Below are 24,806 nucleotides of genomic sequence, written 5' to 3'. Positions count from 1 at the left end.
ATCTTGACGGGTGAGGAACGACGACGTCGCCCGGCCGAGGCCGGGCGACGTCTCATGAGGGTGAGGCGAGCGTCAGGGCGCGTCGATGTCGCGGCGGGCGGCCTCGACGATCTCCTCGCCGATGCGCGGCACCCAGGTGTCGTGAACGCTCTCGGTCGCCTCGACGAAGGCCTGGTACTGACTCTCGTCGAGCTCGGTGACGGTCACGCCGCGCTCGCGGATCGCCGCCAGGCGCCCGGCCTGCTCCTCGCGGGTCTTGGCGATCTCCCAGGCGCCGGCCTCAACGGCGGTCTCGCGCAGCATCTGCTGCTGCTCCTCGGACAGCGAGCCCCACACCTGGCGGTTGGCGGCGAACACCAGCGGGTCGTTCATGTAGTTCCACAGCGTCAGGTGGGCCTGGCCGACCTGATCGATGCGCGCCACGTCGAACACCGACAGCGGGTTCTCCTGACCGTCCACGGCGCCGGTGGTCAACGCCGGCTTGGCATCCGCCCAGCTCATCTGGGTCGGGTTGGCACCCAGTGCGGTGAAGGTGTCCTGGAACAGCGGCGAGCCCACCACCCGGATCTTCAGGCCCTCGAGATCGCTCGGCGCATCGATGTCGGTGCGGGAATTGGAGAGCTGGCGGAAGCCGTTCTCGCCCCAGCCCAGCGGCACCACGCCCTTGTCCTCGATGGCGGAGAAGATCATGTCGCCGGCTTCGCCGCCGGTCACCGCGTCCACGGCGTCCTCGTCGGGGAGGAAGAACGGCAGCGAAAAGAGATTGAGCGCCGGCACCTGGGGCGACCAGTTGATGGTCGAGCCCACGGCCAGATCGATCAGTCCGGAACGCATGGCAGAGAACTCGCGGGTCTGGTCGCCACTGACCAGCTGGGCGTTGGGATAGACGCGCAGGGTCAGCTCGCCGTCGGAGCGTTCCTCCACCAGTTCCGCCCACTTCTCGGCGGCCTGCCCCCAGGGGAAGGCGTCGGACAGCACGGTGGAGACGGAAAGCTCGCGGGCCTGGGCGGTCAGCGTCGAGGTCAGCAGGGCGGCGCCGGCCAGGGTGGCGGCGAGACGCCCGAGAGAGCGGGAGGTGGGCATAGCGTGTCCTTGTGTCCGCGGGGAGCGGTTATCGGCGTTATGGATACTTCACAAAAAGAAAATATGCCTGCTGTCCCCCGCCACGACAAGAGTCGACGTTGGTCGACTCACTATTGTCACCACCAAATTGTATACACAAATACATTGATAACGTCGACAATAATGCCTATAAACGCCTATTGGCTGTTCACAATAACAACCACCAATGATGAACATCATTGAATACAAAATGAGCACGTCATGCCGGGCGGAGCGCCCGTCTCTCGCCGAGACGAGCCACACCGAGCAGGCCCTGCCAGACAGTCCCCGGCACCACGACGCGCCCAGCATGCATCGCCCACTCCACGACCAACACCAACAACGGAGATCCCGGATGCCCATCAAGACCACCGCCCCGCTCGCCCTCGCCGCCGCGCTGTTCGCGGCCCAGGGCGCCAGCGCCGCCGTCTACAGCACCACCAAGGTCGAGGCGCTCTACGGCTGGGACTACGAGGACACCGCCGACGCCGGCTTCGGCATCGACAACGCCGAGCACGCCATCTTCACCGTGGCCAACGCCACCGGCTGGACCTACGGCGACAGCTTCTTCTTCGCCGACTTCACCAACCTCGACCAGGGCAGCGCGAGCGAGCAGGACCATGGCAGCACCCACGCGGAGTGGAACCTGCGCGGCAATATCGGCAAGGCCACCGGCCTCGATCTGTCCGTCGGCCCGCTGACCGGCCTCTATCTGACCGGCCAGCTGGACATCGACCGCAACGCGTCCGTGCGCAAGACCACCCACATGGCAGGGCTTTCCGCCGACGTGGCGATGCCGGGCTTCGATTTTTTCAAGGTGTACGCCTTGTATCGCGACGACGAGACCGCCAAGGGCAGCGCGATGCAGTACACGACGGCCTGGAACGCGCCGTTCCGACTGGGCGGCGCCAACTTCAGCTTCGAGGGCTTCATCGACGTCATCACCGAGGAAGGCGATCTCGCCGCCCAGGTGCTGACCCAGCCACAGCTGGTCTGGCACGCCACCGAGCACCTCGGCGTGGGGCTGGAATATCAGTACTGGGAGAACAAGTTCGGCCTCGAGCACACCGACGAGTCGCTGCCCCAGGCCATGATCCGCTGGACCTTCTGATGTCGTGACGCGCGGCACCGGCACGGCGATTCCTGCTAGGCTGTGGCTTCATTCCACGACCGATCAAGGAAGAGCCGTGCCCCTCAAGGACCTGGCCCTGGGACTGGGCGTCATCGTCATCTGGGCGCTCAACATCATCGTCATCAAGCTCGGCGTGACCGAGCTTCCGCCACTGCTGCTGACCACCCTGCGCTTCGCCCTGGTGGCCGCCCTGCTGGTGCCCTTCCATCCGGTGTCACGGGCGCGCTTGCCGTTCCTGGCGCTGCTGTCGGTGACCTTCGGCACCCTGCACTTCGCCCTGCTGTTCATCGGCCTCGGCCAGGCCGAGGCCGGTACCGGCGCCCTGCTGGTGCAGATGGGCACGCCCTTCGCCACCCTGCTGGCAGTGATATTTCTCAAGGAGAAGCTGGGCCCGCGGCGGCTGGCGGGCCTGCTGCTGTCGTTCGCCGGCGTGGTGGTGCTGGCCGGCGGCCCGACGCTGCCCGCCCCGCTGCCCACCGCCCTGCTGCTGGCCAGCGCCCTGGCCTGGGCGGTGTCGCAGCTATTGATCAAGCAGGGCCCGCCGGTGCCCCCCATGGCGCTGGCCGGCTGGATCGCGCTGTTCGCCACCCCGCAGGTGGCGCTGGGATCCTGGTGGTTCGAGCAGGCGCACTGGGCCGCCCTGACCGAGGCCGGCTGGCGCGGCTGGGGCGCGGTGCTCTACACGGCGGTGATGTCGTCGATCGTCGCCTACGGCATCTGGTACGGCCTGCTGCGGCGCCACCCGGTCAACCGCGTGGTGCCGCTGATGCTGCTGATGCCGGTGCTGGCGGTGGCGCTGGGCATGCTGCTGCTGGGCGACCCGCTCGGCCCCAACAAGCTGATCGGCGGCGGCCTGGTGGTGGCCGGCATCGCCCTGATCGTGGTGCGCTTCCGTGGCCGCCTCTCACGCCGGGCAGCAGAATGACGCCGGCGATTCAGCTGCCCGGCGCAGCCTGAGCACGAGGCCGGGACTCGTCGATGACACATTCACCGCCATCACCGGGCCAGCTGACGCAGTCGCCCACCGCGATACCGTGCGCCTCGAAGACGCCGGCATTGACCTCCAGCGCCGCTTGATAGGGCGCATCCGGGCGCGTCACCGGGCAGTCCCGGGCCGACGCCGAGGTGCAGGGCGCCATGCGACGGATATCGACGATGCGCCCGGCCTCGTCGATGAAGGCGATGTCCAGCGGGATCAGGGTGCGGTACATCCAGAAGCCGTTGCGCGACGGCTGGGTACGGTCGTAGAGGAACAGCATGCCGGCATCCTGCGGCAGACGCTCGCGCCCCATCAGCCCCTGGGCGCGCTCGGCCAGGCGGCGCGCCACCTCGACGGTCAGCCGCCGGGGGCCCGCCTCGCCGTGCACCGTCAGCGGCACCCGCGGCAGGCGTGCCTCCTGGGCCATGGCGAGGCCGGGCCACGAGGCAACCAGTGGCAGCGCGGGAAACAAGGAAAGCGCCTGGAGCAGGCGGCGACGGGTCGGATTCATGACGTTCCTCTCAGGGAGATGCGGCGCGGTTGCCGAACAGGGTAGCCGATGGCGCTATCCGCGGTCCCGGATGTCGTCGCGGGGCGGCGCGGTGCTGTCGCGAATCACCAGCTCGTGGGGCAGCACGACCCTGGGCGCGACCTCGCCGCGCCCCTCCAGGATAGCGATCAGCATCTCCACGGCGCGACGCCCGAAGGCCTCGGCGGGCTGGGCGATGGTGGTCAGCGCCGGATCGCTGTAGGAGGCGAAGGCGATATCGTCGAAGCCGGCCACCGAGACGTCGGCGGGCACCGACAGCCCCGCCTGCCGGAGGCGACTGATGGCGCCGATGGCCATCTCGTCGCTCTCGCAGAAGATCGCGGTCGGCGGCGACTCGACGGCCAGCAGGCTGCCCGCCGCCGCATGTCCGGAAGCCGGGGTGAAGTCGCCGGGGCACAGCAGGGTCTCGTCGGGCGCGATGCCCGCGGCCGCCAGCGCATCGCGATAGCCTGCCACGCGATCGCGGGTCAGCGGGCTGCGCCGCGGCCCCTGAATCATGGCAATGCGCCGGTGGCCCAGCGCGATCAGATGCTCGGTGAGGGTACGCGCCGCCGCCCGGTTGTCGATCCGGAGCGTCGGGCAAGGGGCGTCGTCGAGCACCTCGCAGGCGTTGACCATGGGCAGCGGCCGGCCCGGCTCGACGGCATCGTCCGGAAAGGGGTTGAAGGCGCGCAGCTGGATGACGCCGTCGGCCTGGCGGGCGGCCACCATGCCGGCGTACTGGATCTCGTCCTCTTCCTGCCCCAGGGTGTTGCACAGCAGCACGCCGTAGCCCTGCTCGCGGGCCGCCTGCTGGACCCCGGCGATCACCCGGGCGAAGAAGGTGTTGGCGATGGTCGGCACCAGCACCGCCAGGTTGTGGCTGCGCCGGGAGCGGAACTGCACGGCCATCTGGTTGGGGCGATAGCCCGAGGCCTCGATGGCTCGGCGCACCTTGTCGCGGGTGGCCGGCGACACGATATCCGGCGACTTGAGGGTCCGCGACACCGTGGCCACGGAGACGCCCGCCAGTTCGGCGACCTTGCGTATATTGGACATGCGTCCTCTTCTCGATGCGACACGATCCGCCGCCCCGGCTCGCCCGACGAACCGGCCGCGGCGGACGCCCCAGCTTATCGCATGCGGCCGGCGATATCCTTAGAGCCTTCTGATCCATACGTTGCGAAAGCTCACCGCCGCGTCGTGATCCTGCAGGGCGAGCGGCGCGCAGCCGTGGGCCTCGTCGTAGGAAGGCGCGCCGATCCACTCGGTGGTGCCCTGGATCGTGGCGTGATGCTGCACCAGCACGCCGTTGTGCAGCACCGTGACGTGGGCCGGCGCGTCCAGCTCGCCGTCCTCGTCGAAGCGCGGCGCGGTGTAGAGGATGTCGTAGGCCTGCCACTCGCCCGGCCCCCGGGAGGCGTTGACCAGCGGCATGTGCTGCTTGTAGATCGAGGCCGCCTGACCGTTGGCGTAGGTGGGGTTGTCGTGGGAATCCAGCACCTGGATCTCGTAGCGCTGCTGCAGGAAGACGCCGCTGTTGCCGCGATCCTGGCCGTCGAAACCGTCGATGTCGGCCGGGGTGCGCCATTCAAGATGCAGCTGGACATCGCAGAACGCCTCCCGGGTGCGGATACCGCCGGCGCCGGGCACCACCGTCATGGCGCCGTCCTCCACCCGCCACTCGGCCGGCCCGCCCGCCTCGCCTTCCCAGGCGGAGAGATCCGTGCCGTCGAACAGCACCACGGCGTCCGACGGCACGCCGCCGGCCGGTGCCGCCACCACCGGCGGCGCCGGCTCCCAGACCTCCGTCCTGGCCGCCCGCTCGGCGTCACTCGACGCGTCGGCCTGGGGAGCGGTCGACGCCAGGGTGGCCAGCGTGGCCAGCCCGGTCATCAGCGCGCCCGCAGATACTCCCTTGTGCATAAGATGTCTCCTCTCGTTGCATGAGCCGCGCGGGCGGTGACGCCCGCGCCGGGATGGCGCGAAGGCGCTCAGGTGGTCGCCCAGGCCGGCTCGCCGGGCTCGTAGGCCAGGTCGCCGTCGTAGCGGCCGGGGATGGCCACGTAGCGCAGTACCTCGGTGCCGCCGACCTTCGAGGTGAAGAAGCCGAACAGGGTCAGCTGCTTGATCAGGGTGAAGCCGTGGAGCTCGCCCTCGGCGGCGACCCGCGCCCGAGCCTCGCGGTCGAGGGCGGCGACGACCTCGCCGCGGCGCGGCGCGTCCAGGGCCAGGAAGCCGGCGCCATGGGCCGCGCGGCTGTGGGCCTCGATCCGGGCGATGCCGTCGCGGAACCGCGCCTGCTGCTCGGCGGTGTAGCAGTCGCGCACGAACACCCGCATGAAGTCGCCGACCTCGGCGTCCCTTGCGCCCGGGGTATCGGTACGCGGCAGCAGGGTCTCGGCCACCTCGTCGAGCAGGCGCACGTCCGCGTCCGTCAGTGCCTCCTCGCCCCTGCCGCCGGCGAAGGCGGTGAGGGCCTGGCCGCCGACCAGCGCGGTGCCGGTAGCGACGGCGATCATCTTGAGCAGTTCGCGGCGATTCATGCCAGGTTCCCCCTCTTCAGCTCGCGCACGGCGTGGTCGACCGCCCGGGCGGTCAGCGCCATGTAGGTCAGCGATGGATTGACGCAGGACGACGAGGTCATGCAGGCGCCGTCGGTGACGTAGACGTTAGGCGCGTCCCATACCTGGTTGTGGGCGTTGAGCACCGAGGTAGCGGGATCGCGCCCCATGCGCGCGGTGCCCATCTCGTGGATGCCCATGCCCGGCGCGTAGTCGCCCTCCTCGGGCGTCACGTTCCGCACCCCGGCGGCCTCGAGCATGTCCACCGCGTCCTGCACCATGTCGCGGCGCATGGCGCGCTCGTTGTCACCGAGCCCGACGTCCATCGCCAGCACCGGCAGGCCCCAGGCGTCGGTGACACCAGGGTCCAGCGAGATGCGGTTGGCGTGGCGGGGCAGCATCTCGCCGAAGGCGGTCATGCCGATGCTCCAGCCCCCCGGCTGGCTCAGCGCCTGCTTGAGCTCGGCGCCGTGGCTGACCTCGGCGACCTCGCGCTCCCAGCGCTCGCGGCTGGCCGAGCCCTGGTAGCCGAAGCCGCGCAGGTAGTCGCGGCGGTCGTCGCCGACGTTGCGGAAGCGCGGAATATAGAAGCCCGCGGGGCGTCGCCCGAAGTAGTAGGTGTCCTCGTAGCCCTCGATCTCGCCGCTGGCGCCGACCCGGAAGTGGTGGTCCATGACGTTGTGGCCGAGCTCGCCGCTGCTGCTGCCGAGCCCGCCCGGCCAGACGTTGGTGGCCGAGTTCATCAGCACCCAGGTGGAGTTGAAGGTGGAGGCGTTGAGGAACACCACGTCGGCGGTGTACTCGTAGGTCTGGCCGTTCTCGGCGTCCAGCACCTCGACGCCCCGGGCGCGGACGCGGTCCCTGTCGTAGAGCACCTGGGTGACGATCGAGAAGGGCCGCAGGGTCAGGTTGCCCGTGGCCATGGCCACCGGCAGGGTCGCCGACTGGGTGCTGAAGTAGCCGCCGTAGGGGCAGCCCAGCCAGCACTTGTTGCGGAACTGGCAGTTGACCCGATTCTGCTCCGGCTTGGGCTGGGTGATGTTGGCCGTCCGGCTGTGGATGAGATGGCGACGGCCGCCGAAGGATTGCTGGAGGCGCGCAGCCACGTCCTTCTCCACGCGGTTCAGCGGGATCGGCGGCAGGAACTCGCCGTCGGGCAGGATATCCAGCCCCTCGCGGGTCCCGGCGATGCCGGCGAAGCGCTCGACGTAGTCGTACCAGGGCGCCAGATCCTCGTAGCGGATCGGCCAGTCGACGGCCACGCCCTCGCGCTGGTTGGCCTCGAAGTCCGTCGGCGCCCAGCGGTAGCTCTGGCGCCCCCACAGCAGCGAGCGACCGCCGACGTGATAGCCGCGGAACCAGTCGAAGCGCTGCTGCTCGACGTAGGGGTTGGCCCGCTCGTCGGCCCACATGCCCAGGGTCTGCTCGTTGAGCGGATAATCGCGGCTGAGCACCGGATAGTCGGCCTTCATCTGCTGGGTCGGCTCGCCGCGGTGCGGGTAGTCCCAGGCCTCCTTGTGGGCGTTGTGGTAGTCCTTGATGTGCTCGATGTTGCGGCCGCGCTCCAGCAGCAGCACCTTGAGTCCCTTCTCGGTGAGCTCCTTGGCGGCCCAGCCGCCGCTGATGCCCGAACCCACCACGATGGCGTCGTAATGATGATCTGCCACGATCGGTCTCCTTGTCGTTATCGTGTCTCGCCCGAGACCGGCGTCACTCGGCCGGCGCCGACAGCGCCGCCTCGAGGAAGCGGTTGCCCTCGGTCAGCACCGCCTGGGCATCCTTCGGCTGGTCGTGCTCGATGACGTAGACCTCGGCGCCGGCCTCGCGGGCGGCGGGCAGGAGCTCGTCCCAGTCGAGAACGCCCTGGCCGATGATGGCGAAGCCGCGCTGGTCCTCGGCGGTGCCGGCCGGGGCGTTGTCCTTGGCGTGGATCGCGAACAGCCGGCCGTCGAAGTGCTCGAGGTACTCGGCCGGGTCCTGGCCGCCGCGGGCCACCCAGGCCAGGTCGACCTCGCCCATCACCTCGGGGCCGGCGGCCTCCAGCAGGATCTCCAGCGCCGTGCGGCCGTCGAAGGTCCGCATCTCGAAGTCGTGGTTGTGGTAGGCCAGGCGCATGTCGTCCTCGGCGAGTCGGCTGGCCAGGCCGCCGATCTCCTCGCCGAGCGCCCGCCAGCCCTCGGCGCTGTCGGGGCGCTCGTCCTCGGCCAGGTAGGGAATCACCAGGGTGTCGTTGCCGATCGCGCGATGGAAGGCGACCACGTCGTCGAGATCGTGGCGCAGGTCGTCGAGGGGCACGTGGCTGGAGCTGACCGACAGCTCGTGCTCGGCCAGCAGCGCGTTCATCTCCTCGGCCTCGACGCCCTGGTCGCCGACCAGTTCCACCGAGGCGATGCCGGCGCGCTCGACGGCAGCGAACTGCTGCTCCAGCGAGCCGACGTCGCGCAGGGTGTACATCTGGGCGGCCACCGGCGAGGCGGCCGGGTCCTGAGACTGGGCGTGGGCCAGCCCCGGCAGTGCCAGGGCGGCCCCCAGGCAGGCCAGCAGCGTGCGGGGGCGGAAGGCAGCGAGCGGGCGTGTCGTGTTGTTGTGCATGAGGCGTGTCTCCGTGTCGTTGAGGGCTCGATGGCGAGCCATGACCGCATCCAGCAGCCATGTAACCGGTTACACTATTTAGGTCATCACCCTTCGTGCCGCAATGGAGCAACCCATCCATCACTACCCTCGCGACAGCATCGATCACCCTGCGAGCCCCGGCACAGCGGCGTATGCCCGCTTCTTCCCGCGAAGACTAGACATTGGCCGCATAGCCTTTGGTCGCATTGCTCGATCCACGCCGCGTCCCCTACTTTGCGAAACACAGCATGTAACCGGTTACATCACCACTGTTCACCCACGATCCGGGAGCGATCGATGTCCCCCACCCCGAGAGTCCGCCTGGGCATGGTCGGCGGCGGAGAAGGCGCCTTCATCGGCCAGGTCCATCGCCTGGCCGCCAACCTCGACGGCCACTTCGAGCTGGTCTGCGGCGCCTTCAGCCGCAATGCCGACAACAACACTCGCACCGGCGCCGCCTGCGGCGTGGCGTCATCGCGCCTGTACGCAGACTGGCAGAGCCTGCTGGACGGCGAGCGCGCCCTGCCCGCCGACCAGCGCATGCAGCTGCTGGTGATCGTTACCCCCAATCACCTGCACGTGCCGATCTCAGAGGCCGCCCTCGCCGCCGGCTTCCACGTCTTCTGCGAGAAGCCCGCCGCCCTGTCGCTGGACGAGGCCCGCGGCCTCGAGGCCACCTGGCGCGAGCATGGCGGCCTGTACGGCCTGGCCCACACCTATCTGGGCTACCCGATGGTGTGGCAGGCCCGCGCCATGGTCGACGCCGGCGCGCTCGGCCGGCTGCGCAAGATCCACGTCGAGTATCCCCAGGGCTGGCTGGGCGAGACCCTCGAGGCCCAGGGCAACAAGCAGGCCGGCTGGCGCACCGACCCGGCCCTGGCCGGCCCCAGCGGCTGCATGGCCGACATCGGCACCCATGCCTTCGGACTGGCCGAGTTCGTCTCCGGCCAGCGCGTCGCATCGCTGTGCGCCTCGCTCGGCAGCCACGTCGACGGCCGCCGGCTGGACGACGACGGCGACGTGCTGCTGCGCACCGCCGAAGGCGCCAGCGGCACCCTGATGGCCAGCCAGGTCAGCACCGGCGAGGAGAATGCGCTGAAGCTGCGCCTCTACGGCGAGGACGGCGCCCTGGAATGGCGCCAGATGGAGCCCAACAGCCTGGTCCACCGCTCGCGGGGCGCGCCGATGCGCGTGCTGCGCGCCGGCATCGACCAGCCCGAGCTGGTCGACGCGGCCCTGTCGCGGCTGCGCCTGCCCGGCGGCCACCCCGAGGGCTATCTCGAGGCGCTGGCCAACCTCTACGGCGACGCCGCCGCGGCGATCCGGCGCGGCGACCGCGGCGACATCGCCGGCGTGCCCGGCATGGCCTCGGGGCTGCGCGGCATGGCCTTCATCGAGGCGGTCACCCAGAGCCAGGCCGGCGCCAGCCGCTGGACCGACCTGCCCTCCATCGACTGAACGGGAGCCTTCCATGAGCGACACGTCTTCCGGCATCCGCGGCCCGGCGATCTTCCTGGCCCAGTTCATCGGCGACGAGGCGCCCTTCGATAGCCTCGACGCCATCGCCCGCTGGGCCGCCGACCAGGGCTACCGCGGCATCCAGCTGCCGACCCATGACCCGCGCTTCATCGACCTCGAGCGCGCCGCCGAGAGCCAGCCATACTGCGACGAGCTCAAGGCCCGCTGCGCCGCGGCCGGCGTCGAGATCAGCGAGCTCTCCACCCATCTGCAGGGTCAGCTGGTGGCGGTCCATCCGGCCTTCGACGAGCTGTTCGACGGCTTCGCCCCGGCCGAGCTGCACGGCGATCCCGAGGCCCGCACCGAGTGGGCCACCGCCCAGCTCAAGCTGGCGGCGAAGGCCAGCCAGCGGCTCGGGCTCAAGGCCCACGCCACCTTCTCCGGCGCCCTGCTGTGGCCGTTCTTCTATCCCTGGCCGCAGCGCCCCGCCGGACTGGTCGAGGAAGGCTTCGCCGAGCTCGGCCGGCGCTGGCGGCCGATCCTCGACGCCTTCGAGGAGGCCGGGGTCGACCTGTGCTACGAGATCCATCCCGGCGAGGACCTGCACGACGGCGCCTCCTTCGAGCGCTTCCTCGAGGCGGTGGATCATCATCCGCGGGCCAGGATCCTCTACGACCCGAGCCACCTGCTGCTGCAACAGCTCGACTACCTGGGCTTCATCGACCGCTACCACGAACGCATCGGCATGTTCCACGTCAAGGACGCCGAGTTCACTCCCGACGCGCGCAGCGGCGTCTACGGCGGCTATCAGGGCTGGGTCGATCGTCCCGGGCGCTTCCGCTCGCTGGGCGACGGCCAGGTCGACTTCAAGGACATCTTCAGCCGCCTGACCCAGTACGGCTACGACGGCTGGGCGGTGCTCGAATGGGAGTGCTGCCTGAAGGACGCCGCCCAGGGCGCCGCCGAGGGCGCGCCCTTCATCGCCGAGCACCTGATCACCCGCGCCGGCCGCGCCTTCGACGACTTCGCCGGCCAGGACACCAGCCCGGCCCGCAATCGCCGCATCCTGGGGCTGGCGCGCTAGCGCGCCGCCCCGACAGAGCTGCGCCAACGAGCCTCACAAGAACGCGCCCCACAACAACAAGCCTCACGAGAAGGAAAACGCCATGTCACTGCTACGCTCACGCCTGAGCCTGATGATGTTCCTGCAGTTCTTCATCTGGGGCGGCTGGTTCGTCACCCTGGGCACCTTCCTGGCCAGCAATCTGGAGGCCAGCGGCGGCCAGATCGGGATGGCCTTCGCCACCCAGTCCTGGGGGGCGATCATCGCGCCCTTCATCATCGGCCTGATCGCCGACCGCTACTTCCACGCCGAGCGCCTGCTCGGGGTGCTGCACCTGCTGGGCGCGGCGCTGATGGTCGGGCTCTACCTGGCCGAGGACTTCGCGGCCTTCTATCCGCTGGTGCTGGCCTACATGATCCTCTACATGCCGACCCTGGCGCTGGTGAACTCGGTCTCGTTCCACCAGCTGCGCGACCCGGCCACCGAGTTCGCCCGCATCCGCGTGTGGGGCACCCTCGGCTGGATCGTCGCCGGCCTCGGCATCAGCTACGTGTTCGCCTGGGACTCCGCCGCCGGCATCGGCGAGGGCCTGCTGCGCAACACCTTCCTGATGGGCGCGATCGCCTCTCTAGCGCTGGGCGTGTACAGCTTCACCCTGCCCGCCACCCCGCCCAAGGCCAGCAGTCGGGTCGGCCTGCGCGAGGTGCTCGGCCTGGATGCCCTGTCGCTGCTGAAGGACCGCAACTACGCGATCTTCTTCGCCGCCTCGGTGCTGATCTGCATTCCGCTGGCCTTCTACTACCAGAACGCCAACCCCTTCCTGGCCGAGGTCGGCGTGGCCAATCCCACCGGCAAGATGACCCTGGGACAGGCCTCCGAGGTGCTGTTCATGCTGCTGCTGCCGCTGTTCATCGGCCGCTTCGGCATCAAGAAGACGCTGCTGATCGGCATGCTGGCCTGGGCGCTGCGCTACGCGATGTTCGCCTTCGGCGACGCCGAGGGGCAGCTCTACCTGCTGCTGCTGGGCATCGCGCTGCACGGCATCTGCTACGACTTCTTCTTCGTCACCGGGCAGATCTACACCGATTCCAAGGCCGGCGAGCAGTTCAAGAGCGCCGCCCAGGGCATGATCACTCTGGCCACCTACGGCGTCGGCATGCTGATCGGCTTCTGGATCGCCGGCCAGGTCACCGACCACTACGCGCTGGCCGAGGGCGGCCACGACTGGCAGGGCATCTGGCTGTTCCCGGCGGCCTTCGCCCTGGCGGTGCTGGTGCTGTTCCTGATCGCCTTCCGCGAGCGTCGCGCCCAGGCCGGCGCCGAGGCGGCCTCCCGCGCCTGACGCCACCCGCCCCGCCGCCGGCAGGGCCCTCGACGCAAAACGACACCGCCGCGTCTCTCGATAAAGAGGCGCGGCGGTGTCGTCTGGGAATGCCGGGGGCGACGTCTGAAACGTCGACGGCGAACGATTTCAGATCGCGGGTGACTGGCCCAGGATGGACTTCAGGTCGATGCTCGATTCCCGCGGGCTCAGGTCCAGCAGGTTTTCCAGTCCGAGCAGGTGATCGTGGATCGCGCCGCGGGCGGCTTCCGCCTCGCCCGCGGCCAGCAGTTCGACCAGCCGCTCGTGCTGGGCCTCCTGATAGCAGGACGAAAGCCCGGAACGCTTGTAGAGCGCCACCACGATGGAGGTGCGCAGCACCAGGTCGGTGAGCATGCCGCCCAGCACCCGATTGGGCGAGTGCTCGGCCAGCAGGTGGTGCAGGTTCAGCGAGTGCTCGATGCGCGCCGGCTCGTCGCCGCGGCGATGGGCCTCGGTCTCCTCGTTCGCCTGGATCCTGAGCGCGTCCAGCGTCTCGGCGGAAAGCGTGCCGGCCAGCAGGGCGACCACCTCGCCTTCCACCAGGCGCCGGGCGGCGAAGGTCTCGCGGGTCTCCTCGATGCTCGGCGCCCGCACCCGCGCCACCTGATTGGGGCGCTGGTCGACGACGTGCTCCGAGGCCAGTCGGGTCAGCGCCTTGCGTACCACCGAGCGGCTGACGCCGAACACCTCGCCCAGGGTCACTTCGGGCAGCTTGGTGCCCGGCGGTAGCCGCTGCATCAGCACCGCTCGGCGCACCTTGTCGGCGATATCGCGGTCGCCGACGCGGGCACCGCTCTTGACGTCGGCCTGCAACTCCTCGTGCCAGGCTTGGCTCATGACGTGGGTCTCCTGATCGTCCGCGCGGACTGTCGCGTGTGGGCGGATGAGTGACTGTATCGCATCCCGGCATTGTATACAGAAAATGCCCCGACCGTCGGCAACGGTCGGGGCGATATCAGGCGAAGCCACGATCACCGGTTCACCATCGGCGTTTTCGCACTAACCGGCGCGATGGCGCTCGTTGACGTCGAGGATCTTGAGGGTATTGGTGCCGCCGTGGGCGTTCATGTGATCGCCGCGGGTGAGGATCACGTGATCGCCCGGCTCGGCCACGCCCTGCCCCACCAGCAGCGCCATGGCACGGTCGTTGAGCTCGGCGGCGTCCATCTCGCTGGTATCGAAGGGCAGCGAGATCACCCCGCGATACAGCGCCATACGCCGCTGGGCGACCGGATTGTGCGCCAGCCCGACGATCGGCAGCCCGGAGCGGATGCGCGAGGCAATCAGCGGCGTATAGCCGGTGGAGGTCATGCAGGCGATGGCGGCCACGCCGGTGAGATGGTTGGCGGCGTACATCGCCGACAGCGCGATGGTCTCGTCGATGCGCTCGAAGCCTTCGTGAATGCGGTGGCCGGAGGACTGGGCGATGCGCTCGCGCTCGGCGCCCAGGCACACCCGGGCCATGGCCTCCACGGTCTCCACCGGGAAGTCGCCGGCGGCGGTCTCGGCGGAGAGCATCACCGCGTCGGTGGCGTCGAGCACGGCGTTGGCCACGTCGAACACCTCGGCTCGGGTCGGCAAGGGCGAGTCGATCATCGACTCCATCATCTGGGTGGCGGTGATCACCGCGCGGTTGAGGCTGCGGGCATGCTTGATGATGCGCTTCTGGGTGCCGATCAGCGCCTCGTCGCCGATCTCCACGCCGAGATCGCCGCGGGCCACCATCACCGCCTCGCTGGCCTCGATGATGCCGTCGAGGGTGGCGTCGTCGGCCACCGCCTCGGCGCGCTCGAGCTTGGCCACCAGGCCGATCTCCCGACCTGCGTCTCCCAGGAGGGTTCTGGCTTCCTGCATATCGGCGGCGCTGCGCGGGAAGGACACGGCGAGATAGTCGACGCCGATGGCCATGGCGGTCTCCAGGTCGGCCTTGTCCTTGTCGGTCAGCGCCGGGGCGGAGAGGCCGCCGCCCTGCTTGTTGATGCCCTTGTTGTTGGACAGCTCGCCGCCCACCGCCACGATGGTGTGGATGGCGCTGCCGTCGACGCGGTCGACGTCGAGCACCACCCGGCCGTCGTCGAGCAGCAGGCGATCGCCGGCGGTCACGTCGTCGGCCAGCGCTTCGTAGTCGCAGCCGACGCGGCTGGCGTCGCCGGCCTGGCCGTCGAGGGCCACGTCGATAACGAAGGGCGCGCCTTCCTCCAGCACGACCTTGCCCTCGCTGAAGCGGGCGATGCGGATCTTGGGCCCCTGCAGGTCGCCCAGGGCGGCGACGCTGCGACCCTGGCGGGCGGCGATCTCGCGCACCGCACTCAAGCGGCGGCGATGGTCGTCGGCGGCGCCGTGGGAGAAGTTGAGGCGCACCACGTCGACGCCGGCGGCGATCATCTGCTCCAGCACGCCCTCACGGTCGCTGGCGGGGCCGAGGGTGGCGACGATCTTGGTGCGGCGGATCGGCTCGTGGATCGGGGCATGGGGCGGCAGTGTCGTCATGAATTCCTCGGCAGTACCAGGATGGCACGAAAGTCGTTGACGTTGGTGCGCGTGGGCCCGGTCACGATCAGGTCGTCCAGCGCCTCGAAGAAAGAGTAGGCATCGTTGCGTGACAGATAGGCGTCGGCGTCGAGACCGAGCTCGCCCATGCGCGCCCAGCAGCCCGGCCCGACGATCGCCCCGGCGTTGTCCTCGGAGCCGTCGATGCCGTCGGTGTCGATGGCCAGGGCATGAATGCCGGCGGCGCCCTCGAGGGCCGTGAACAGCCCCAGCAGGTACTCGACGTTGCGCCCGCCGCGGCCGTCGCCGGCCACCGTCACGCTGGTCTCGCCGCCGGACAGGATCAGCAGCGGCCGCTCGAGCCCGGTCTGGGCCTCGAGGGCCATGCGGGCGTGCTCGCGGCCGAGCTCGCGGGCCTCGCCCTCGAGGTCGTCGCCGAGCAGGCGCACCTCGACCGCGTCGGCCTCGGCGGCGGCCCGGCCGGCCGCCAGAGCGTCCCGGGCGCGGGCCAGGATCTCGCTCTCATCGCGGGCGAAGCCCGGATCGTCCGGCCGCGGCGCCTCGTGGTTGGCCTCCAGCTGCCGGCGCACCGCGGCGGAGACCTCGATGCCGCGCCGTTCCAGGATCGCCAGCGCCTCGTCGGGGGTGGAGGCGTCGGGCAGCGTCGGCCCGGAGGCGATCAGCGAGGCCTCGTCGCCGGGCACGTCGGAGATCAGCCAGGTCAGCACCCGGGCCGGATGGGCGGCGGCGGCCAGGCGGCCGCCCTTGATCGCCGACAGGTGGCGACGCACGGTGTTGATCTCGCCGATGGGAGCGCCGCTTCTCAGCAGCGCCTTGTTGATGGCCTGCTTCTCGGCCAGGCTCACGCCGGCCGCCGGCAGGGTCATCAGCGCCGAGCCGCCGCCGGAGATCAGCGCGATGACCAGATCGTCCTCGCCGAGGCCGTCCACGGCCTCGAGCATGCGGCGGGCGGCCTTCTCGCTCAGGTCGTCGGGCATCGGGTGCGAGGCCTCGAGGATCTCGATGCGGCGCTCGGCGTCGCCCCCTCCCGGCGCGTCCTGTTCCTTGGAATCCGACGGCTGGGGGCCATGACCGTAGCGGGTCACCACCAGGCCGGAAAGCGGCGCCTCGGGCTGATGGGCGTCCCAGGCGCGCTCCAGGGCGACGGCCATGGCCGCCGCCGCCTTGCCGGCGCCGACCACCAGGGTGCGGCCGGCCGGCGGCTCGGGCAGCCGGTCGGGCAGCAGGGTGTCGGGATGCACGGCCGAGACGGCGATCTCGCCGAGCCGCTCGAGCCAGGCGCGCGCCGCCTCGGGGCGCTCGCCGAAGGCTTCTGGGGAAACAGTCCGCGGGGAAGGGGCATTCATTCAGGGGTCTCCTTGGCAAAAGGGCCCGGTGACGAGCCAGGGGTCCATAGGGGAAGACTCGCCACCGGGCAAGGAGCCGTCAAGCGACGGCCCCGGCAGACGACGACCCGACGCCTGCCTTCAGGGAGCAGTCACCTCCCCATCCTCCATCGTGGCTCGGCGCCGTGTGACGCCGGGCCGCGCTGGCATGGCATCACTGACTGCCGATCTCGTGGTCGGCCAGCGCCTCCAGGGCGCGGGCGATGCCGGCGTGGTCCCAGTCGGCGCCGCCGTGGGCGACGCAGGCCTGGAACAGCTGCTGGGCGTTGGCGGTGCCGGGCAGCGCGAGGTCGAGGCTGCGCGCGCCTTCCAGCGCCAGGTTGAGGTCCTTCTGGTGCAGCTTGATCTTGAAGCCGGGATCGAAGGTGCGGTCGATCATGCGCTGGCCATGCACGTCGAGGATCTTCGACTGGGCCAGGCCGCCGAGCAGCGATTCGCGGACCTTGGCCACGTCGGCCCCGGCCCTGGAGGCGAACAGCAGGCCCTCGGAGACCGCCTCGATGGTCAGCGCGACGACGATCTGGTTGGCCACCTTGCAGGTCTGGCCGGCGCCGTGGCCGCCGATATGGGTGATGGTCTTGCCCATGGTCTCGAGCAGCGGCTCGGCGCGGGTGAAGCCTTCCGGGGTGGCACCGACCATGATGGTCAGGGAGGCGTTGATGGCGCCGCCCTCACCGCCGGAGACCGGGGCGTCGACGTACTCGCCGCCGGCCTCATGGATGCGCCTGGCGAATTCCTGGGTGGCCAGCGGGGCAATCGAGCTCATGTCGATCACCAGGGTGCCGGGCTTCAGCCCCTCGATGACGCCGCCCTCGCCGAACAGCACCTGCTCGACGTCCGGGGTGTCCGGGACGATGGTGATGATCACCTCGGAGGCCTCGGCGACCGCTTTGGGATTCTCGAGCTCCTGCATGCCCTGGCCGGCCAGGGTCTCGTCCAGGGGGCCGCGCTTGACGGTGGTCAGCTCATGGCCGGCGTCCAGCAGGTGGCCCGCCATGGGACGGCCCATGATGCCCAGTCCGATAAAACCGATCTTGCTCATGATGCGTCTCCCGTTTGTCTCTGTTGTCGTCGTGATCTCGAAGGCAGCACCGCTGCCGGGTTTTCATTGGGCAGGCCTCGGCCACGCCACCAGATGATGAGCGCCGGGGGCAAGACAAAGCGAGGGTCCTACGCCAGGGGTGAGGAGGCTTCCTCCGAACGGGCTGGCCATGGATGGCCAGCACCGGCCCTGCAAGCGGCGCAGGATGCATGAGCGCCGCAGGGCGTCGGTAGCGCCCAGGGAAGGGTTCACAGCGCCCTCGCGGCGTCTTGGCACCGGGAAAGCTCATCCCGGCATCGGCACGACGCCCTCAACCTCTAGCCGCATCCAGCCAGCCCAGCCCCTCCTGGGTCGACCCGGCCGGCTTGTACTCGGCGCCGATCCACCCCTGGTAGCCCAGTCGGTCGAGATGGGCGAACAGGAAGGGATAGTGGATCTCGCCGGTGCCCGGCTCGTGGCGGCCCGGATTGTCGGCCAGCTGCACGTGGGCGATGCGGTCGATGTTCGCCTCGATAGTCGGCGCCAGGTCCCCTTCCATGATCTGCATGTGATAGATGTCGTACTGCAGCTTCAGGTTGCCGCTGCCGACCTCGTCGAAGATCGCCAGGGCCTGCTCGGTGCGGTTGAGGAAGAAGCCCGGAATGTCGCGGGTGTTGATCGGCTCGGCGACCAGCAGGATGCCGGCGGCCTCGAGCTTCCCGGCGGCGAAGCGCAGGTTGTCGACCAGCGTCCGGCGGGCCTGCTCCAGGCTCACGCCCTGCGGCTGGATGCCGGCCAGGCAGTTGACCTGGGTATTGCCGAGCACCTTGGCATACTCGATGGCGCGGTCGACGCCTTCGCGGAACTCCTCGACGCGATCCGGGTGGCAGGCGATGCCGCGCTCGCCGGCGCCCCAGTCGCCGGCTGGCAGGTTGAACAGCACCTGGGTCAGGCCGTTGTCGTCGAGGCGCTTCTTGATCTCGGCGGCCTCGAAGTCGTAGGGGAAAAGGTACTCGACGCCCTTGAAGCCCGCGTCCGCGGCGGCCTGGAAGCGGTCGAGGAAGTCCACCTCGGTGAACAGCATGCTGAGATTGGCGGCGAACTTGGCCATGTGAATCTCCCTGAGTCTTGTGGTGTGGGTCAGCGTACTTGTCCCGCCATCCGGCCACCGGTCCCCACCGATGGCCGGGCGACGACCGTGCTCAGCGAAGCGCAGCGATCGAGCTCGGGGCGTCGGCGACGTTCTCGGCCAGCGCCTCGAACTCGTTGATGCCGGTCAGGTCGGTGCCCATGGCGATGTTGGTCACCCGCTCGAGGATCACCTCGACCACCACCGGCACCCGGTACTGTTTCATCAGATCGCGGGCCTCGGCGAAGGCCTCGCCGATCCGGCCGGGCTCGGTGACGCGGATCGCCTTGCAGCCCAGGCCCTCGACCACGGAGACGTGGTCCACCCCATAGCCGTTGATCTCGGGGCAGTTGATGTTCTCGAACGACAGCTGCACCTGGTAGTCCATCTCGAAGCCGCGCTGGGCCTGGCGGATCAGCCCCAGGTAGGAGTTGTTCACCAGCACGTGGATGTAGGGCAGGTTGAACTGCGCGCCCACGGCCAGCTCCTCGACCATGAACTGGAAATCATAGTCGCCCGACAGCGCGACGATCTCGGCCTCGGGATCCGCCCGACGCACCCCGAGCGCGGCCGGAATGGTCCAGCCCAGCGGGCCCGCCTGGCCGCAGTTGATCCAGTGACGCGGCCGGTAGACGTGCAGGAACTGGGCGCCGGCGATCTGCGACAGGCCGATGGTGCTGACGTAGCGGGTGTTCTTGCCGAAGGCCTTGTTCATCTCCTCGTAGACCCGCTGCGGCTTGACCGGCACCTCGTCGAAGTGGGTCTTGCGCAGCAGGGTGCGCTTGCGTTCCTGGCAGGACTCGGCCCAGGCGCTGCGGTCCTTCAGCCGGCCCTCGGCCTGCCACTCCCGGGCCACCTCGATGAGGCGTTCGAGCGCCGGTTTGGCGTCGGAGACGATGCCGTAGTCGGGGCCGAAGATACGCCCGATCTGGGTCGGCTCGATGTCCACGTGAACGAAGGTGCGGCCCTCGGTGTAGGTCTCGAGATTACCGGTGTGACGGTTGGCCCAGCGGTTGCCGATGCCCATCACGAAGTCGGACTCGAGCAGGGTCGCGTTGCCGTAGCGGTGCGAGGTCTGCAGGCCGGCCATTCCCGCCATCAGCGGATGGTCGTCGGGGATGGTGCCCCAGCCCATCAGGGTCGGGATGACCGGCACCCCGGTCAGCTCGGCGAATTCGGTCAGCAGCTCGCTGGCGTCGGCGTTGATGATCCCGCCCCCGGCGACCAGCAGCGGCCGCTCGGCCTCGTTGAGCATGGCCAGCGCCTTCTCGATCTGGGCGCGGCTGGCGGTCGGCTTGTAGGCCGGCAGCGGCTCGTAGGTGTCGGGATCGAACTCGATCTCGGTCATCTGCACGTCGATCGGCAGGTCGAGCAGCACCGGGCCGGGCCGCCCGCTGCGCATCAGCTGGAACGCCTGCTGGAAGGCGCGCGGCACCTGGGCCGCCTCGCGCACGGTGGTGGCCCACTTGGTCACCGGGCCGGCGATGGCCTGGATGTCGACGGCCTGGAAGTCTTCCTTGTGCAGCTTGCTCACCGGCGCCTGGCCGGTGATGCACAGGATCGGGATGGAATCGGCGGAAGCCGAGTAGAGGCCGGTGATCATGTCGGTGCCGGCCGGGCCGGACGTGCCGATGCACACGCCGACGTTGCCGGGCCGGGCACGGGTGTAGCCCTCGGCCATGTGCGAGGCGCCCTCGACGTGGCGGGCCAGCACGTGGTCCACGCCGCCGACCGTGCGCATGGCGGCATAGAAGGGGTTGATGGCGGCGCCAGGCAGGCCGAAGGCAACATCGATGCCTTCCTTCCTGAGCACGTGAACGGCGGCTTCCGCGGCGGTCATGCGAGCCATGACGAGATCCTCCAGTGGCGTTGTTATGTTTTCTGGAAAATATTTCTGTATACAGAGACTAGGCTCGCCGCCGGCACCCCGTCAACGACTTATGGAAATTTTTTCCAGAATTTTATATAGGCAAAAAAATACCTTTAATTTCATACATATAAAAACAAACAAGACAGAAGGATTGTTGACAACAATCGCGCCGGGTCACCGATTCGCGATAACGGTCGAAGGCCGATGAAGATGATGCCTCGTATACCGGACCGCGCCCGGCCCCAGACGACGACACCCGCCAGAAGGCGGGTGTCGTCATACCGTGGCGTGCCGGGCCGATCGTGGGGATCAGCGGCGCTTGCTGTACGGCAGCGCCATATGCCGGTTCACGTCCTTGTACAGCAGGTAGCGGAAGGGCCCCGGGCCGCCCGCGTAGCAGGCCTGCGGGCAGAAGGCGCGCAGCCACATGTAGTCGCCGGCCTCGACCTCGACCCACTGCTGATTCAGGTGATAGACCGCCTTGCCCTCGAGCACGTAGAGACCGTGCTCCATGACGTGGGTCTCGTCGAAGGGGATCACACCGCCGGGCTGGAAGCTGACGATGTTGACGTGCATGTCGTGGCGCAGGTCGTCCTGGTCGACGAAGCGGGTGGTGGCCCACACCTCGTTGCAGTCCGGCATCACCGACGGCTCGATGTCGTTCTCGTTGGTGACGAAGGGCTCCGGCACCTCGACGCCGTCGACGAATTCGTAGGCCTTGCGGATCCAGTGGAAGCGCACCGGGGCATCGGACTCGTTGCGCAGCTGCCAGTCGGCGCCCGGCGGGATGAAGGCATAGCCGCCCGGCTCCATGCGGTGCTGCTCGCCGGCCAGGGTCAGGGTCATCTCGCCTTCCACCACGAACAGCACGCCCTCGGCGCCCGGGTCGGTCTCGGGGCGCTCGCTGCCGCCGCCGGGCGAGACCTCCATGATGTACTGGGAGAAGGTCTCGGCGAAGCCGGACAGCGGACGCGACAGCACCCACAGCCGAGTGTTCTCCCAGTGCGGCAGCTTGCTGGCGACGATGTCGCGGTAGACGCCCTTGGGAATCACCGCGAAGGCCTCGGTGAACATGGCGCGGTCGGTGGTCATCACCTTCTGGCCCGGATGGCCGCCCTGGGGAGCATAGTACTGACGAGAGTGCTGGCGCTGGCTCATGAGATGTCCTCTTCTGATCTGGTGTCTTGTTCCGGGATCGGCGCGGCGGCCTTACGGCAGGGTCACGCGGATGTCGATGGGGTGCTCGTCGCAGTTGTTGCCCTCGCCGCCCCGGTCGACGACCAGGAACTCGCCCTCGCGCTCCAGCACCGACTGGATGGCGTGCCAGGTGCCGGCCGCGTAGTTGACGCCCTGGCGGCCGTCGGTGACGAAGGCGCGCACCTCGGCGGGGTCGATGGCATCGCCGGGCGGGGCGACGACCACGATAAAGCGCTCCTCATGCAGCGGCATGAAGGCCTGGCTGCCCTGGGGATGACGCTCCAGGAAGGCGAGCTCCAGCGGCACCGTGACGGGCTGGCTGACGAAGATGCTGATCAGCGTGCGCGCCTGCTCGCCCAGCGTCTCGACCTTCGCGAGGTCGTGATAGCGGCGGGTGCGGCCGGCGTTGATGGGGAAGTAGTCGGACGTCCGGGTGTCGATCACCTCGCCGAACGGGGCGAAGGCCTCGGGCGTCAGGGGACGGGCTTCGAGTTCGAGCATGCGGTTCTCTCCTGCGGGAACGCGAACCAGGGCGGGCGAGATGTCGCCGGCCCCGGCACGCCTCGGATGGCTCAGCTGGCCGGATGATGCTCGGCCCAGTGGCGGGCGATGTCCACCCGACGGGTGACCCAGACACGATCGTGGGCCTCGATGTGGTCGAGGAAGCGCTGCAGGGCGCGGAAGCGACCGGGGCGGCCGAGCAGCCGGCAGTGCATGCCCACCGACAGCATCTTCGGCGTGTCCTCGCCTTCCGCGTAGAGCACGTCGAAGGCGTCGCGCAGATAGGTGAAGAAGTGATCCGCGGTGTTGAAGCCCTGCGGCGCGGCGAAGCGCATGTCGTTGGTGTCCAGGGTGTAGGGCACCACCAGATGGCTGTGCTCGCGGCCCTGGCTGTCGGCCTCGCGGGTCCAGAACGGCAGGTCGTCGCCGTAGTAGTCGCTGTCGTAGAGGAAGCTGCCCTCGTCGAGCACCAGGCGCCGGGTGTTGGGGCTGTCGCGGCCGGTGTACCAGCCCAGCGGCTTCTCGCCGTAGAGCGACTGGAAGATCTCGATGGCACGGCGCATGTGCTCGCGCTCGACGCTTTCCGGCACGTTCTGGTAGTGGATCCAGCGATAGCCGTGGCAGGCGATCTCGTGGCCCAGCTCCTTGAACGCCTGCGCCACCTCGGGGTTGCGCTCCAGCGCCATGGCCACGCCGAACACGGTCAGCGGCAGGCCACGGCGCTCGAACTCGCGCAGGATGCGCCATACGCCGGCCCGGGAGCCGTATTCATAGATCGACTCCATGCTCAGGTGGCGGTCCGGATAGGCATCGGCGCCGATGATCTCGGAGAGGAACTGCTCGGAGCCTTCGTCGCCGTGAAGCACGCAGTTCTCGCCGCCCTCCTCGTAGTTGAGGACGAACTGCACGGCGATGCGCGCCTTGCCGGGCCATTTGGCCTCGGGCGGAGTGCGGCCGTAGCCGATCAGGTCACGGGGATAGTCGCGTGTCGCGGTCATGGCGACGCCTCCTTGTTGTTGTAGGTGGTTGTTGTAAATCGCCTTTGTCGCCGTCGTTGCCGACGGCCCTTGCGCCTCGGAGCGCCATGATGAACAACAAGTGTATACAATTAAATTCTAGGGTGTGCTCACCTTGCTTGCAAGCAGCCTGCGCCGTCCTCGGTGCGCCCCGGCGTTCTCCGGGATCCGAGACAATACTTCCGGCCGCCATGGCGACGGCACGCGATCAGCCCTCACGGCTCGCCCTCTATTTTGTATACAAAAACATCCGGATTGCCAATCCCCACCCGACGCCGCCCTTCCAACCGATGACCGGAGCAGCTATCTCGCCCTGGTGGCACATGAAGCGATATCCGACGGGTGATGACCTCGATGGACATCCGATCACCTCAAATTCTGAAGACCAAAGAATGTATACAATAAATGACGACACAATGGTGTTCTTGGAATATTCCCAAGATACTGTTTATCAAGGGGTAATAAAGCATTCCACCGGTTCCGGAGGCACCTTGATTTCCGACGGGGATTGGGCCTATTTTGTGTACAAAGAAAATCTCCCTTGTTCACAAAGATAATCAAAGCCGGAGATCCCATGCAGATTCGCGTCATCAACCCCAATACCACCCGCGGCATGACCGACACCATCGGCCACGCCGCCCAGGCCATCGCCTCCCCCGGCACCCTCATCAGCGCCACCCAGCCGGCCCATGGCCCGGTTTCCATCGAGAGCCACTTCGACGAGGCGATCAGCGCCACGGGCGTGCTCGAGGAAGTCGCGGCGGGCGAACGCGATGGCGTGGACGCCTACATCATCGCCTGCTTCGGCGACCCCGGCCTGCTGGCCGCCCGCGAGCTGACCCGGGCCCCTGTGATCGGCATCGCCGAGGCGGCCTTCCACATGGCCACCCTGATCAGCACCCGCTTCTCGGTGGTCACCACCCTGGGCCGCACCGGCATCATCGCCGAGCACCTGCTCGAGCAGTATGGATTCCGCCACCACTGCCGTCGGGTCCGCGCCGCCGAGATCCCGGTGCTCGACCTGGAAGACGACGGCGATGCGGCACTGACACGGATCATCGAGGAAGGCCGCCGCGCCCGCGACGAGGACGGCATCGGCGCCCTGGTGCTGGGCTGCGGCGGCATGGCCGATCTCACTGACGAGATCGCCGAGGCCGTGGGCCTGCCGGTGGTCGAGGGCGTGACCGCGGCGGTCAAGCTGACCGAGGCGCTGGTCGGCCTGGGACTGGGCACCAGCAAGGTCGGCGACCTGGCCTTCCCGCGGCCCAAGCCCTTCATCGGCCGCTACGCCCACTTCTCGGACCATGAAGCATCGGGCAACGACGAGACACGCTGAGCCCCGGCGCCGACTGGCGGCGCCCACCACCGCCCCGT

22 protein-coding genes are annotated in these 24,806 nt (G+C 68.9%); 6 read left to right on the top strand and 16 right to left on the bottom strand.

Going from position 1 to position 24,806, the window contains the following annotated elements; all coding sequences use genetic code 11:
* Positions 1 to 72 precede the first annotated feature (72 nt).
* Positions 73 to 1,083: a DctP family TRAP transporter solute-binding subunit gene (locus tag UN84_RS02120; RefSeq protein WP_035594929.1), complete on the bottom strand. Its 1,011-nt coding sequence runs from the start codon at positions 1,081 to 1,083 to the stop codon at positions 73 to 75.
* A 373-nt stretch (positions 1,084 to 1,456) separates the two neighbouring features.
* On the opposite strand from UN84_RS02120, the gene UN84_RS02115 reads away from it, so the two are divergent.
* Complete coding sequence (locus UN84_RS02115; protein ID WP_046079317.1) at positions 1,457 to 2,212, top strand: outer membrane protein OmpK; 756 nt, start codon at positions 1,457 to 1,459, stop codon at positions 2,210 to 2,212.
* Positions 2,213 to 2,288: 76 nt separating this feature from the next.
* A complete protein-coding gene (locus UN84_RS02110) occupies positions 2,289 to 3,158 on the top strand; it encodes a DMT family transporter (RefSeq protein ID WP_046079318.1) in 870 nt (289 codons plus the stop codon).
* 10 nt (positions 3,159 to 3,168) lie between these two features.
* On the opposite strand, the gene UN84_RS02105 is transcribed toward UN84_RS02110, so the two are convergent.
* The 6 genes from UN84_RS02105 to UN84_RS02080 all read right to left on the bottom strand — a co-directional run bounded on the left by UN84_RS02105 (position 3,169) and on the right by UN84_RS02080 (position 8,897).
* Positions 3,169 to 3,723: a DUF192 domain-containing protein gene (locus UN84_RS02105; RefSeq protein WP_046079319.1), complete on the bottom strand. Its 555-nt coding sequence runs from the start codon at positions 3,721 to 3,723 to the stop codon at positions 3,169 to 3,171.
* Positions 3,724 to 3,777: 54 nt separating this feature from the next.
* Positions 3,778 to 4,800: a LacI family DNA-binding transcriptional regulator gene (locus UN84_RS02100; RefSeq protein WP_046079320.1), complete on the bottom strand. Its 1,023-nt coding sequence runs from the start codon at positions 4,798 to 4,800 to the stop codon at positions 3,778 to 3,780.
* A 99-nt stretch (positions 4,801 to 4,899) separates the two neighbouring features.
* Positions 4,900 to 5,667 (bottom strand): 3-keto-disaccharide hydrolase, encoded by a 768-nt coding sequence (locus UN84_RS02095; RefSeq protein WP_046079321.1) that lies wholly within the window; start codon positions 5,665 to 5,667, stop codon positions 4,900 to 4,902.
* 68 nt (positions 5,668 to 5,735) lie between these two features.
* A complete protein-coding gene (locus UN84_RS02090) occupies positions 5,736 to 6,287 on the bottom strand; it encodes a gluconate 2-dehydrogenase subunit 3 family protein (protein ID WP_046079322.1) in 552 nt (183 codons plus the stop codon).
* Complete coding sequence (locus tag UN84_RS02085; protein ID WP_046079323.1) at positions 6,284 to 7,972, bottom strand: GMC oxidoreductase; 1,689 nt, start codon at positions 7,970 to 7,972, stop codon at positions 6,284 to 6,286. Before UN84_RS02085 ends, UN84_RS02090 begins: the two co-directional genes overlap by 4 nt.
* A 43-nt stretch (positions 7,973 to 8,015) precedes the next feature.
* Complete coding sequence (locus UN84_RS02080; RefSeq protein WP_052719360.1) at positions 8,016 to 8,897, bottom strand: sugar phosphate isomerase/epimerase family protein; 882 nt, start codon at positions 8,895 to 8,897, stop codon at positions 8,016 to 8,018.
* Between the two features lie 318 nt (positions 8,898 to 9,215).
* Here UN84_RS02080 and UN84_RS02075 point away from each other — a divergent pair, with 318 nt between their 5' ends.
* The 3 genes from UN84_RS02075 (at position 9,216) to UN84_RS02065 (ending at position 12,781) form a co-directional block, all read left to right on the top strand.
* A complete protein-coding gene (locus tag UN84_RS02075) occupies positions 9,216 to 10,376 on the top strand; it encodes a Gfo/Idh/MocA family protein (protein ID WP_046079324.1) in 1,161 nt (386 codons plus the stop codon).
* A 13-nt stretch (positions 10,377 to 10,389) separates the two neighbouring features.
* Entirely contained in the window at positions 10,390 to 11,460 is a 1,071-nt protein-coding gene (locus UN84_RS02070) for a sugar phosphate isomerase/epimerase family protein (RefSeq protein WP_046079325.1), read from the top strand.
* 82 nt (positions 11,461 to 11,542) lie between these two features.
* On the top strand, positions 11,543 to 12,781 hold the full coding sequence (locus tag UN84_RS02065; RefSeq protein ID WP_046079326.1) for a nucleoside permease: 1,239 nt from the start codon (positions 11,543 to 11,545) through the stop codon (positions 12,779 to 12,781).
* 129 nt (positions 12,782 to 12,910) lie between these two features.
* Here the strand turns inward: UN84_RS02065 and UN84_RS02060 are convergent, their stop codons facing one another.
* From UN84_RS02060 to puuE, 9 genes are all read right to left on the bottom strand, one after another.
* Positions 12,911 to 13,639 (bottom strand): GntR family transcriptional regulator, encoded by a 729-nt coding sequence (locus UN84_RS02060; protein ID WP_046079327.1) that lies wholly within the window; start codon positions 13,637 to 13,639, stop codon positions 12,911 to 12,913.
* A gap of 162 nt (positions 13,640 to 13,801) precedes the next feature.
* Complete coding sequence (gene pyk / locus UN84_RS02055) at positions 13,802 to 15,292, bottom strand: pyruvate kinase (RefSeq protein ID WP_173834943.1); 1,491 nt, start codon at positions 15,290 to 15,292, stop codon at positions 13,802 to 13,804.
* Positions 15,289 to 16,659, bottom strand: coding sequence for a glycerate kinase type-2 family protein (locus UN84_RS02050; protein WP_046079383.1), 1,371 nt, complete (start codon positions 16,657 to 16,659; stop codon positions 15,289 to 15,291). Before UN84_RS02050 ends, pyk begins: the two co-directional genes overlap by 4 nt.
* A 193-nt stretch (positions 16,660 to 16,852) precedes the next feature.
* Positions 16,853 to 17,740, bottom strand: a complete 888-nt coding sequence (locus UN84_RS02045) for a 2-hydroxy-3-oxopropionate reductase (protein ID WP_046079384.1) — start codon at positions 17,738 to 17,740, stop codon at positions 16,853 to 16,855.
* 310 nt (positions 17,741 to 18,050) lie between these two features.
* Positions 18,051 to 18,830, bottom strand: a complete 780-nt coding sequence (hyi, locus tag UN84_RS02040) for a hydroxypyruvate isomerase (RefSeq protein ID WP_046079385.1) — start codon at positions 18,828 to 18,830, stop codon at positions 18,051 to 18,053.
* A 91-nt stretch (positions 18,831 to 18,921) separates the two neighbouring features.
* A complete protein-coding gene (gene gcl / locus UN84_RS02035) occupies positions 18,922 to 20,697 on the bottom strand; it encodes a glyoxylate carboligase (protein WP_046079386.1) in 1,776 nt (591 codons plus the stop codon).
* Between the two features lie 330 nt (positions 20,698 to 21,027).
* Positions 21,028 to 21,876: a bifunctional allantoicase/(S)-ureidoglycine aminohydrolase gene (locus tag UN84_RS02030; protein WP_046079387.1), complete on the bottom strand. Its 849-nt coding sequence runs from the start codon at positions 21,874 to 21,876 to the stop codon at positions 21,028 to 21,030.
* A gap of 51 nt (positions 21,877 to 21,927) precedes the next feature.
* Positions 21,928 to 22,416 (bottom strand): ureidoglycolate lyase, encoded by a 489-nt coding sequence (locus UN84_RS02025; RefSeq protein ID WP_046079388.1) that lies wholly within the window; start codon positions 22,414 to 22,416, stop codon positions 21,928 to 21,930.
* A gap of 71 nt (positions 22,417 to 22,487) precedes the next feature.
* Positions 22,488 to 23,414 carry an allantoinase PuuE gene (gene puuE / locus UN84_RS02020; RefSeq protein ID WP_046079389.1) on the bottom strand — a complete coding sequence of 309 codons (927 nt, stop codon included), beginning with the start codon at positions 23,412 to 23,414 and terminating at the stop codon, positions 22,488 to 22,490.
* Between the two features lie 592 nt (positions 23,415 to 24,006).
* Between puuE and UN84_RS02015 the strand changes: the two genes are divergently transcribed.
* The gene (locus tag UN84_RS02015) at positions 24,007 to 24,768 is read left to right on the top strand and encodes an aspartate/glutamate racemase family protein (RefSeq protein ID WP_046079390.1); all 762 of its coding nucleotides are present in this window, start codon (positions 24,007 to 24,009) and stop codon (positions 24,766 to 24,768) included.
* Positions 24,769 to 24,806: the final 38 nt, after the last annotated feature.

Origin of the sequence: Halomonas sp. HG01 (genome assembly GCF_000968715.2) — a bacterium.
GTDB lineage: Bacteria > Pseudomonadota > Gammaproteobacteria > Pseudomonadales > Halomonadaceae > Halomonas > Halomonas halophila.
Note: the sequence above shows the minus strand (reverse complement) of the source record. Positions and strands in the feature narration are given on the sequence as shown.

Excerpts from the sequence above, each read along its gene's own strand:
- UN84_RS02120 (WP_035594929.1), bottom strand. The coding sequence starts at position 1,083 with ATGCCCACCTCCCGCTCTCTCGGGCGTCTCGCCGCCACCCTGGCCGGC.
- UN84_RS02115 (WP_046079317.1), top strand. The coding sequence starts at position 1,457 with ATGCCCATCAAGACCACCGCCCCGCTCGCCCTCGCCGCCGCGCTGTTC.
- UN84_RS02105 (WP_046079319.1), bottom strand. The coding sequence starts at position 3,723 with ATGAATCCGACCCGTCGCCGCCTGCTCCAGGCGCTTTCCTTGTTTCCC.
- UN84_RS02100 (WP_046079320.1), bottom strand. The coding sequence starts at position 4,800 with ATGTCCAATATACGCAAGGTCGCCGAACTGGCGGGCGTCTCCGTGGCC.
- UN84_RS02095 (WP_046079321.1), bottom strand. The coding sequence starts at position 5,667 with ATGCACAAGGGAGTATCTGCGGGCGCGCTGATGACCGGGCTGGCCACG.
- UN84_RS02090 (WP_046079322.1), bottom strand. The coding sequence starts at position 6,287 with ATGAATCGCCGCGAACTGCTCAAGATGATCGCCGTCGCTACCGGCACC.
- UN84_RS02080 (WP_052719360.1), bottom strand. The coding sequence starts at position 8,897 with ATGCACAACAACACGACACGCCCGCTCGCTGCCTTCCGCCCCCGCACG.
- UN84_RS02075 (WP_046079324.1), top strand. The coding sequence starts at position 9,216 with ATGTCCCCCACCCCGAGAGTCCGCCTGGGCATGGTCGGCGGCGGAGAA.
- UN84_RS02070 (WP_046079325.1), top strand. The coding sequence starts at position 10,390 with ATGAGCGACACGTCTTCCGGCATCCGCGGCCCGGCGATCTTCCTGGCC.
- UN84_RS02065 (WP_046079326.1), top strand. The coding sequence starts at position 11,543 with ATGTCACTGCTACGCTCACGCCTGAGCCTGATGATGTTCCTGCAGTTC.
- UN84_RS02060 (WP_046079327.1), bottom strand. The coding sequence starts at position 13,639 with ATGAGCCAAGCCTGGCACGAGGAGTTGCAGGCCGACGTCAAGAGCGGT.
- pyk (WP_173834943.1), bottom strand. The coding sequence starts at position 15,292 with ATGACGACACTGCCGCCCCATGCCCCGATCCACGAGCCGATCCGCCGC.
- UN84_RS02050 (WP_046079383.1), bottom strand. The coding sequence starts at position 16,659 with ATGAATGCCCCTTCCCCGCGGACTGTTTCCCCAGAAGCCTTCGGCGAG.
- UN84_RS02045 (WP_046079384.1), bottom strand. The coding sequence starts at position 17,740 with ATGAGCAAGATCGGTTTTATCGGACTGGGCATCATGGGCCGTCCCATG.
- hyi (WP_046079385.1), bottom strand. The coding sequence starts at position 18,830 with ATGGCCAAGTTCGCCGCCAATCTCAGCATGCTGTTCACCGAGGTGGAC.
- gcl (WP_046079386.1), bottom strand. The coding sequence starts at position 20,697 with ATGGCTCGCATGACCGCCGCGGAAGCCGCCGTTCACGTGCTCAGGAAG.
- UN84_RS02030 (WP_046079387.1), bottom strand. The coding sequence starts at position 21,876 with ATGAGCCAGCGCCAGCACTCTCGTCAGTACTATGCTCCCCAGGGCGGC.
- UN84_RS02025 (WP_046079388.1), bottom strand. The coding sequence starts at position 22,416 with ATGCTCGAACTCGAAGCCCGTCCCCTGACGCCCGAGGCCTTCGCCCCG.
- puuE (WP_046079389.1), bottom strand. The coding sequence starts at position 23,414 with ATGACCGCGACACGCGACTATCCCCGTGACCTGATCGGCTACGGCCGC.
- UN84_RS02015 (WP_046079390.1), top strand. The coding sequence starts at position 24,007 with ATGCAGATTCGCGTCATCAACCCCAATACCACCCGCGGCATGACCGAC.